Here is a 9,341-nt window from a genome sequence, read left to right as displayed (position 1 = left end):
ACCTCTCGCTATGAGAGGTTTTTATTTATATTTAATTCAACATATGAACAAATGTATTTGGAAATTCATTTTTCAATGTTTCAACAAGTTTTACTGCATTACATTTATTGTACTGCCCAATCATTATTCCTTCCAAAACTATAGGTAAGTTTACTCCAGATAATATAGTAAATCTATCATAATCATATATAGAATTAATTAAGGATAACCTAAAATTACTTTCTAAAAATATATCACAAAATACTATAATATCTTTATAACAAGTTAACTCCGATAAAGCTAATTTAATTTTATTCTCTAATTCATAATTACTATCTTTATCTAGAAAGTCAATTGCCTTAACATTTGAATAAGTTTTATCAACTAGTTTACAAGCACTATATATGCCTGTTGCAAATTCACCATGCCCAATAATAATAAAACCTATCAATTAGTCACCACCAGTTTTATTAATACTTATATTAATATTATATGCTTTTTTATATAAGAGTTGTTTAAAACTAATAATTATTTTATTTACCTTCTGCCTTATCTAACTTTTGATTATAAATATACATATAATAAGATGAAGCAAAAATAATAAAATATCCAATAAAACTTAGTGTATCCGGTAATACTCCAAATACTAAAAAGCTTATCATGGCTGAAAATAAAATATTTGAGTAATCAAAAATAGATATTTCTTTTGCTGGAGCATATTTATATGCAATAGTTATACCAAATTGTCCTATACTTGCAAATAAGCCCGCCATTAATAAATAAAAAAATTGCTTAATACTCATAGGAGTATATACTGCCATCATAAAAGGAAAAATTACTACTAAAGAAAATAATGAAAAATAAAATACTATTGTATAATGTTTTTCTCTTCCTCCAAGTACTCTAAGACAAGTATAAGCCCCTGCTGCAAAAATTGCACCTAGTATTCCCATAAAAGCAGGAATCATATCTAAATTAAAACTAGGTTTTATTATAAATAATGTTCCGACAAAAGCTATAATAATTGCTATAAATTGTTTGAAATTTATCTTTTCACTTAAAAATAATGCTGAAAAAATAATTACAAAAAATGGGCTTAATTTATTTAACATATTTGCATCTGATAAAACTAGTTTATCAATTGAATAGAAATTCAAAACTATTCCTACTGTTCCTAAAGCTGATCTTAATAATAATACCTTCTGATTTTCCTTTTTTCCAAAAAAACTTTCTTTATTCTTTATTATAAAAAATAAAGCTACTATGCAAGATACTAAATTTCTAAAAAATGTTTTTTGAAATGAAGGTAAATCGCCTGCTAATTTTACAAAAGCAGACATTACTGCAAAACCAAAGGCGGAAAATACTAAGAATAAGATACCTTTAGTTCTATTACTTAAATTATTCATATGATAATCACTCCTTACCTATATAATACCATATTACTATTATATTATAAAAAATTTAACACCTCAGAGCATCATTCTCTAAGGTGTTCTATTACTACTTTATTTCATTAATAAATTCTTCTTCTGTTTCAGTTTCAATATATTTTCCGTTAGCATATCCAATTATAAGGCCATCTCTTCCGCCACATTCACCTATGCATCCTACTTCTACATTATCTTTTCCAAACTTTTCTTCTAACTTTTCTATATCTATTCCTGAACATACTGGACAAACTGATATCATTTTTTATCTCCTTTTAACTTTATTTATTTATTAATATAATTATATTAATAATCATTCTTATTTACAAACTTTAATTATTTAAATTAATTTTATTTATCTAATAAAATCTTTAACTTTCTTAATATTAATCGAATTTTTACAGTTTCCTATTTTATAAAATTAAATTTTCTTCAATAGTATTTAATAAAATCTTTTTCATATTTTTTATAAATACAATATCCCCAATTTTATTACTGTATATATCTAATTTATAATCACATACTGATTTTTTTCTTTGAAAAGGATTTTCTCTAATTTCTACAGATTGTAAATATTCTTGTTTAATTAATGTTGTAACTTTTTCGATGCCTCCACTACTAGCTACTAATAATTCTTTACTAATACCTAAAGATGTATTTTTATAGTTTAGGAATCCTAAAAATATATTAAGTAAAATTAAGATAAAAAATAATATTAATTTAATTATCAAATAAGATTTGGGAATTACAAAAAATAAAGGAATTATAACAAAAATAATTAATATATTGGTTCTTTTTATTATAAACCTACTTAGAACATCTTTAGTAGGCTTGTTAATTTCTCCATCAAATTCAAATGTAGGTAGTATTAAATTTAATGTTGAGTTTATAAACTCCCTATTAGCCACAGGATAAAGTATAGCCTGTTCGTTTTGTTCATCTCCATATCCTACTGTTACAACTTCTATTTGAAATATCTTAAATAATTGTTGTAATAAATTCTGCTTATATCTTATTGCATATATCTTATTTCTTGGAATTGAATATTCCTTTACTGTTAATAATCCATATTTAATTTTAATATCATTCTTATCATTAGTTAAAGTAAAATTGTAAAGTCTAATCATTTCAAATATCATAAATATAATACTTATAAATATATATATAAACATAAATAATAATATTACCATTCCTATAGACTTAACTAATCCAATAGAAAATAACCTTTCGATTTCAACATTTTCTACAATATTATTAGTGATAGAAAATTTAAAGGTTTCTTCTAGATTTTTTAGAAAATCACCTATAAAAAATATTCCACCAACTGCCCATAAAATCTTTGACTTACTTATTGAGTATAAAAATATTTCTTTAAATGATATAGTTTTACTAAATGCTTTATTTGTAGGAGATTCAATTTTCTCTAAGTCCTCATATACACTTTTGATATTTATTCCATTTATAAAATCTCTAATTTTATAAGCTTCTTCTTTATTTATCTTTATTTTTATTTCTTGTCCAACTTCTTTTACAGCACCAGTATCAACTTTTAAAGTGCATATATTAAACATTCTATCAATAATATTTTTATTTATATCTATGGTATTTATTTTATTAAAAGGTATCTCTAGTTTCTTTTTATTTATTATTCCACTTTTATATATTAACTCATTATTATTAATATAGAACTCTATCATTATCCATTTTAATATAGAATTTATAACACATAGTAATATTAATATGAGAACCCCATATATTCCTCCTTCATCAAGGTTAGCAAAGCATAATACTATAAATACAAATAATCCTTTTATTGATTTTACAACTTCTTCAAAGATAAAACATATATGATTTTTTTTATATTCATTTAATTTAATCATAATTTTCTAATTCCTTATCTGATAAAATATTTACATTAGAATTATTTATTTCTTCACTAATTTTAGTTTTTATAGCCTCCTTTAAATATTCACTTATTTCCTCTGCTATTTTGCAATCAATATTTGGTATTTTATGTTGTCCACCAGCAGTGAAAATACTTATATCATATAGACCTAAAATTTTATTTATTGGCCCTTGGTTTAATTGAATATGTTGAATTCTTATTATTGGAATTATAACTTTTCTTACAAAGTATATACCTTCACTAAATTCAATTTTATCATTTGTTATTTTATATCTCCATTGCTTGTATTCAATTGTTGGAGATATAAAAGAATTAATTAAAAGTATAATTATTATAATAAAAATAGACATATTAAAAATAAATCTTATTTTATTAAAATCATTTATTACCTTTGAAAGAAATATTTCACCTGCTATTAAAATTATGCTAATAATAAAAGTAGATATTAATCTTGCTATAATCCATGATTTTATAGCCTTTCCATTCAGCTTTTGATATTCCTGCATTATTGTTTCCCCCATTTATATAATAAAATTTCTCTAATCATTATACCATCTATATAAATTACTTTTAAATAAAATATGTAAATTTAACTATTTTGCAACTATTGTTATCATAAATACAAAACAAAAAACAGATCTTTATATAAACTTGATCACTATAATAAGAGTTTTTATTCCTTCAACTACATATTATAAAATGTTCATTTAAATAAGATCTGCTTTTATAAATTATATTTACTTTTTTAATTAAATTTAGCTATTATTTATTAACTTAACCGTATCTCTAGCAATCATAAGCTCTTCGTTAGTTGGAATTTCATAAACTTTTACTTTTGAATCTTTAGTTGATATTTCTTGAATTTCACCTCTTACGGCATTCTTCTCATCATCGATATTAAATCCTAAGAATTCAAGTCCATTTAAGCATTCTTTTCTAGTTAAAGAGGAGTTTTCTCCTATACCAGCAGTAAATACTATAACATCTACTCCACCCATAATTCCTGCGTATGCTGCAATTTGAGCCCTAACTTTATAATGAAATATATCTAGTGCAAGCTTTGCTCTTTCATTTCCTTTATTAGCTGCCTCAATAACATCTCTAAAGTCTGAAGATACTCCTGAAATACCTAAAACTCCAGATTTTTTATTTAGTAATTCATCTATATCACTAATTTTATATCCATGTTGTTCTGAAAGGAAACTAATAACTGATGGATCTATACTTCCTGATCTAGTTCCCATCATTACGCCTGCTAAAGGTGTAAAGCCCATAGAAGTATCTATTGATTTTCCGCCCTTTACTGCTGCTAATGAACATCCGTTACCTAAGTGACATGTTATAATCTTTAAATCCTTTATATCTTTTCCCATTGCATCTGCAACTTTTTGAGATACATATTTATGTGATGTACCATGGAATCCATATTTTCTTATACCATACTTTTCATAAAGTTCATACGGTAGTGGACATATATAAGCTTCCTTTGGCATAGTTTGATGGAATGCTGTATCAAATACTGCTACCATTGGTGTATTTGGCATAAGTTCCATGCAAGCTTCAATACCAATTATATTTGGTGGATTGTGAAGTGGGGCAAGTGATATACAATCTCTAATTGAGTCTAATACAGTATCATCTATTATAACTGAATGAGAATACTTTTCTCCTCCATGAACTACTCTGTGTCCAACAGCAGCAATTTCATCCATTGATTTAATAACACCATAATCTTTGTTAACCAAAGCTTCTAAAACTAATTTAATAGCTGCTTTATGATTTGGCATAGATTCTTTAATAATATATTTATCTTTTCCTTCAACCTTTTGAGTTAATATAGAACCCTCAATTCCTATTCTTTCTACTAATCCTTGTACTAAGGAATTTTCTGTTTCCATATCGATTAATTGATACTTTAAAGATGAGCTTCCGCAATTGATTACTAAAGTCTTCATAATAATTCTCCTTTGCATTCATTTGTTTCACTATTTATATAATACACTAAAAATCTATATATTCAAATTGATAGATTTTTCTATATATCTTAAATATCTTAGATAAATTTGAAAAGGGCTATATATTCAGCCCTTTCCTCTATTTTCCTGAAATTTCTACACTATTTAACTTTATAGCTAATGGCATTTTATAAGAATCTAAATTTTGAACTTCTTTGGATAAAATAAAATCACTTTGAACATCCCTTATATTAGCAGATAGTGATCCTCCAGTTAAAGGAATTAAATTATCCCCATCTTTTAATAAGGCAAGTCTAATTTCTCCAAAAAAATCTCCTGTTAATGAATCCATCTGGAAATCCGAAAATTTTATAATATGAAGATCTCCATTATTGATCATATCATTAAATGAGATATTTCCTCCTGATATTATTGCACCATCGTATTCTCCAACTGGCTCTAAATTTAAATAGTTCATAAATCTAGAAGATCCATATATACTCTTTAATTTACAATTATCAATTAAAGTTCTATCTATTAATTTAACACCTTCATTACTAAACGGTACGCTAGATGTTAGTTTAATGTTTATTTTATCTCCTTTTATGTCATTTCCTTGAACACTACTATTTATTTTAAAATTTGAGTATCCTTGATAAATCATTGAGGCTTCAGAGTTCTCTAGATAATAACTTAATAATGTTTTTACTTCTTCACCTGATAAAATCACATTATAAGAACCTGTCTTCGGTGGACTTAAACTCTTTTCTCTATAGCCGGTATTTAAAATAGATTCTTTAACTTGTAAAGCTAATTCATCATCTTCTAAATCATTATATCTAAAGCTATTATATAACTCTACATCTTCTTTATCTATCCATTGAGTTACATATTCCCCATTAGTACTATACTTTATATATTCTATATCAGTTCCGTTAGATCCTACTATTTTCTTCCTTACCTTTTCAACAAAAATTTCTGCTGAATTAATAAATCCTTTATCTATATTATTATTTTTAAAAAGTGCTTTTCTTAACTTAATTGCACTCTCTTCTAAAGTGCTTTCAGAAAGTTTGCTTTTAATTAAAATCTTTTCATTTTTACTTCCTCTAGGTAAATCATAATATTTATTTTTTACTAATGAGGCAATATAATATCCTTCTCCAATAGCTTTATCTATTTCTTCTTTAGTCATTGAAGGATATATAGTTAATGTAGTATCTCCTTTAAAATTTTCTCCATCTTCATTGAAATTATTAAATATCTTTACTGAATAATTTAATAAATGCTTTGATCTCTTCATATCAAGTGAATCTTTTATAAAGTAAAGTTCTACATCTTCAAATTCAGTTTCTGAAATTATATATTCTTCTATCTTATGTGTCTTCAATAATTCTTTAATTAAATCTATCATACAATTCACCTCTATCCTAGTCTAGCCTTACATTTTATATAAGGTCCACCTGCCGAAACTTTAACCCATTCCTTGTATCCTTTTCCACAGTATCCTGTACCACTAGTTCCAAACTCACTAGATATCATTGAAATAGATTTTAATAAATCTGGAACATAGCCTGTAATTATTATAGGCGAAAAGATATTTCCTGTTAATTTGCCATCCTTTATTTCTTTTCCTACATTTGCAATACATTGTATTCCCCAATTTTTCGGATCTTCCATTCCACTTTCTGCTGAATCTATTAAAAATCCATACTTTACTGATTTTATCATTTCTTCTACAGTACTATTCCCGTATTCAATATAAGTATTTGTCATTCTTGAATAAGCTTTTCTATCAAAACTTTGTCTTCTTCCATTACCAGTAGGCTTTTCATTTAAAGCTAAAGCTGTTAAGCTATCATTTATTCCTGTTTTTAATACACCATCTTTAATTATTATAGTATCACAAGCCATATTTCCTTCATCATCAAAGAAATAAGATCCAGTTTCTTCTATAGATGCAGCTCCATCATGCATTGTAACTATATCTGATGCAACATATTCTTCCATAAAGTCTTTAGACTTTGCTCTGTCTTTTAAGAACATATCCATTTCTACACCATGTCCAAAAGCTTCATGTACTATTAATCCTGTTATATCTGGAGTGCATATAACATCATATTCTCCTGGAACTATCTTTTTTGCACTTAGTAGTTTCACTGTTTCATCAACAAGTTCATTTGCAATACCATTCATATCATTTAATAATTCTCCACCTTTAGCCCCTGAAAAAATTCTTGTTCCAATTTTATTTCCATTATCATCAGCAGCTATACAAAGGCACATCCCATTTCCCCACATTAAACTTTGTTCTAAGTCTTTCTTGGAAGATAAAAATATCTTATTGACGTTCATATATTCATAAAACACCCTAAAATCTACTACATTTTCACTTAATGATAATCCTTCATCCTTTATTTTTGATAGTGATTCTAATATGTTTTTATCACCAATATCTTTAGGATGAAGTTTTATTTCTGTTCCTTTAGAGAATTTTACCTCATCTTCATCTATGACTTTATAAATATTTATATTATCATCAAGAGAATTTTTTGAATTCTTTTTTATTTCTTCGATTATGCTATTAAAATTTTCTTTATTAATATAATTAAAAGCATACTCTGAATAATTTACACCATTATAAACTTTTACAACAAAACCTCTTTCTATAAATGCCCCATCATTTATACTTACTGTATTTTTAGATACAATAAACTTCTTACCAAAAGAATCTGTTGCCAAAATTGATACATATTTAAATTCTTTTAGCAATTCTTCTAAAAGTTCATTTAAAACAGGTTTTATATCTTTCAAATATTTACTTATTTCTAATTTCATATTATAGCCTCCTTTTTCATTAAGTTTATCATTAATAAATATATCAGTCCATATTATGGAATAAAAATATTAGTATTAAATACAAATTAAATAAGCACATTTTTGTTTGAAAATACAATTCTTATATAACTTATATATTAATTAAAGGATTTATGAATTATTAAAAGAAATAAATAATATATAACTTAATGGGAGGCTTATATATGTTTAAAAATTATATATTTGATTTGTATGGAACTTTAGTTGATATAAATACAAATGAAGATTCTCTGATACTTTGGGAAAAATTATCTCTATTCTATTCATATCAAGAGGCAAATTATTCTAGTAATGAATTAAAAGATAAATACATGCAATTAGTAAATACTAAATTAAAGTTAAATACAAATACAAATTATCCTGATTTCAATATAGAAGAAATATTTAAAGAATTATTCAATAAAAAGGGGATTTTCCCAAGTGCTGACACTATTAAAGATACAGCACAAATATTTAGAGTATTATCAGTAAATAAATTATCTCTTTATAATGGTGTTATTGAATTATTAGAGTCACTAAAATCTAAAAATAGAAATGTATATCTGCTATCTAATGCTCAAAAAGTTTTTACTCTTTACGAAATGAAGTTACTAGACATAGATAAATATTTTGATGGAATACTGTTTTCTTCGGATTTTTGTGTATGTAAACCTGATAAGTTTTTTTATAATTCATTAATAGAAAAATATAATTTAGATCCAATGGAGAGTATAATGATTGGAAATGATTATACTTGTGATATACAAGGTGCAAAAGAAGTAAATTTAAACACCTTATATATTCATTCTAATTTGTCTCCCAATTTAGTTCATGAAATTGATAGTAATTACATAATATTAGATGGAGATTTCAATAAAGTTAAACCCTTAATATGGGACAGTAGTTAGTTTTGTGTAAAAACAAAACTAACTACTGTTTTTTTGTATGAACAGCTGGTGGTTTTGGAATAATATACTATATAAATTTAGGAGGAAAAATTATGACAAAGAATATTAATACCAACTTTGATTACAATGAGGAAGTAAAGAAATGTAAAACTATTGATGATGTTATGGGGAAAAATGGGCTTATTCAGAAGCTTGTTAAAGATGTTCTTGAAAATATATTAGAAGGAGAAATGGAAGAACATTTAGGTAGAAATAAATATGAAAGAAAAGAAACTCCATATGAATTAAAAAAGAACTATAGAAATGG

General features: G+C 25.1%; 10 protein-coding genes. 2 read left to right on the top strand and 8 right to left on the bottom strand.

Annotated features, from left to right (window positions below; genetic code table 11):
* Positions 1 to 31: 31 nt before the first annotated feature.
* From CSBG_RS08020 to CSBG_RS07985, 8 genes are all read right to left on the bottom strand, one after another.
* Positions 32 to 430 (bottom strand): hypothetical protein, encoded by a 399-nt coding sequence (locus tag CSBG_RS08020; protein WP_008678575.1) that lies wholly within the window; start codon positions 428 to 430, stop codon positions 32 to 34.
* A gap of 82 nt (positions 431 to 512) precedes the next feature.
* Complete coding sequence (locus tag CSBG_RS08015; protein ID WP_008678573.1) at positions 513 to 1,388, bottom strand: DMT family transporter; 876 nt, start codon at positions 1,386 to 1,388, stop codon at positions 513 to 515.
* A gap of 94 nt (positions 1,389 to 1,482) precedes the next feature.
* Positions 1,483 to 1,671, bottom strand: a complete 189-nt coding sequence (locus CSBG_RS08010; RefSeq protein ID WP_008678572.1) for a hypothetical protein — start codon at positions 1,669 to 1,671, stop codon at positions 1,483 to 1,485.
* Positions 1,672 to 1,822: 151 nt separating this feature from the next.
* Complete coding sequence (locus tag CSBG_RS08005; RefSeq protein WP_008678571.1) at positions 1,823 to 3,289, bottom strand: PH domain-containing protein; 1,467 nt, start codon at positions 3,287 to 3,289, stop codon at positions 1,823 to 1,825.
* Positions 3,282 to 3,821, bottom strand: coding sequence for a PH domain-containing protein (locus CSBG_RS08000; RefSeq protein ID WP_008678570.1), 540 nt, complete (start codon positions 3,819 to 3,821; stop codon positions 3,282 to 3,284). The genes CSBG_RS08005 and CSBG_RS08000 overlap by 8 nt, the downstream gene beginning before the upstream one ends.
* A 249-nt stretch (positions 3,822 to 4,070) precedes the next feature.
* Positions 4,071 to 5,270, bottom strand: coding sequence for an acetate kinase (locus CSBG_RS07995; protein WP_008678569.1), 1,200 nt, complete (start codon positions 5,268 to 5,270; stop codon positions 4,071 to 4,073).
* 139 nt (positions 5,271 to 5,409) lie between these two features.
* A complete protein-coding gene (locus CSBG_RS07990) occupies positions 5,410 to 6,684 on the bottom strand; it encodes a metallopeptidase TldD-related protein (protein ID WP_008678568.1) in 1,275 nt (424 codons plus the stop codon).
* A gap of 11 nt (positions 6,685 to 6,695) precedes the next feature.
* On the bottom strand, positions 6,696 to 8,108 hold the full coding sequence (locus tag CSBG_RS07985; protein ID WP_008678567.1) for a TldD/PmbA family protein: 1,413 nt from the start codon (positions 8,106 to 8,108) through the stop codon (positions 6,696 to 6,698).
* A 203-nt stretch (positions 8,109 to 8,311) separates the two neighbouring features.
* Here CSBG_RS07985 and CSBG_RS07980 point away from each other — a divergent pair, with 203 nt between their 5' ends.
* Both CSBG_RS07980 and CSBG_RS07975 read left to right on the top strand, forming a co-directional pair.
* On the top strand, positions 8,312 to 9,034 hold the full coding sequence (locus CSBG_RS07980; RefSeq protein WP_008678566.1) for an HAD family hydrolase: 723 nt from the start codon (positions 8,312 to 8,314) through the stop codon (positions 9,032 to 9,034).
* A 92-nt stretch (positions 9,035 to 9,126) separates the two neighbouring features.
* On the top strand, positions 9,127 to 9,341 hold a 215-nt coding region (locus tag CSBG_RS07975; protein WP_008678564.1), incomplete at its 3' end, for a transposase.

Origin of the sequence: Clostridium sp. 7_2_43FAA (genome assembly GCF_000158375.2) — a bacterium.
In the GTDB taxonomy this organism is placed as follows: domain Bacteria; phylum Bacillota; class Clostridia; order Clostridiales; family Clostridiaceae; genus Clostridium; species Clostridium tertium.
The sequence above is the reverse complement of the archived record's forward strand: the minus strand, read 5'-3'. Positions and strand labels throughout refer to the sequence as shown.

Coding starts and splice junctions, on each gene's coding strand:
- CSBG_RS08015 (WP_008678573.1), bottom strand. CDS start 1,388: ATGAATAATTTAAGTAATAGAACTAAAGGTATCTTATTCTTAGTATTT.
- CSBG_RS08005 (WP_008678571.1), bottom strand. CDS start 3,289: ATGATTAAATTAAATGAATATAAAAAAAATCATATATGTTTTATCTTT.
- CSBG_RS07995 (WP_008678569.1), bottom strand. CDS start 5,270: ATGAAGACTTTAGTAATCAATTGCGGAAGCTCATCTTTAAAGTATCAA.
- CSBG_RS08010 (WP_008678572.1), bottom strand. CDS start 1,671: ATGATATCAGTTTGTCCAGTATGTTCAGGAATAGATATAGAAAAGTTA.
- CSBG_RS07985 (WP_008678567.1), bottom strand. CDS start 8,108: ATGAAATTAGAAATAAGTAAATATTTGAAAGATATAAAACCTGTTTTA.
- CSBG_RS08000 (WP_008678570.1), bottom strand. CDS start 3,821: ATGCAGGAATATCAAAAGCTGAATGGAAAGGCTATAAAATCATGGATT.
- CSBG_RS07990 (WP_008678568.1), bottom strand. CDS start 6,684: ATGATAGATTTAATTAAAGAATTATTGAAGACACATAAGATAGAAGAA.
- CSBG_RS07980 (WP_008678566.1), top strand. CDS start 8,312: ATGTTTAAAAATTATATATTTGATTTGTATGGAACTTTAGTTGATATA.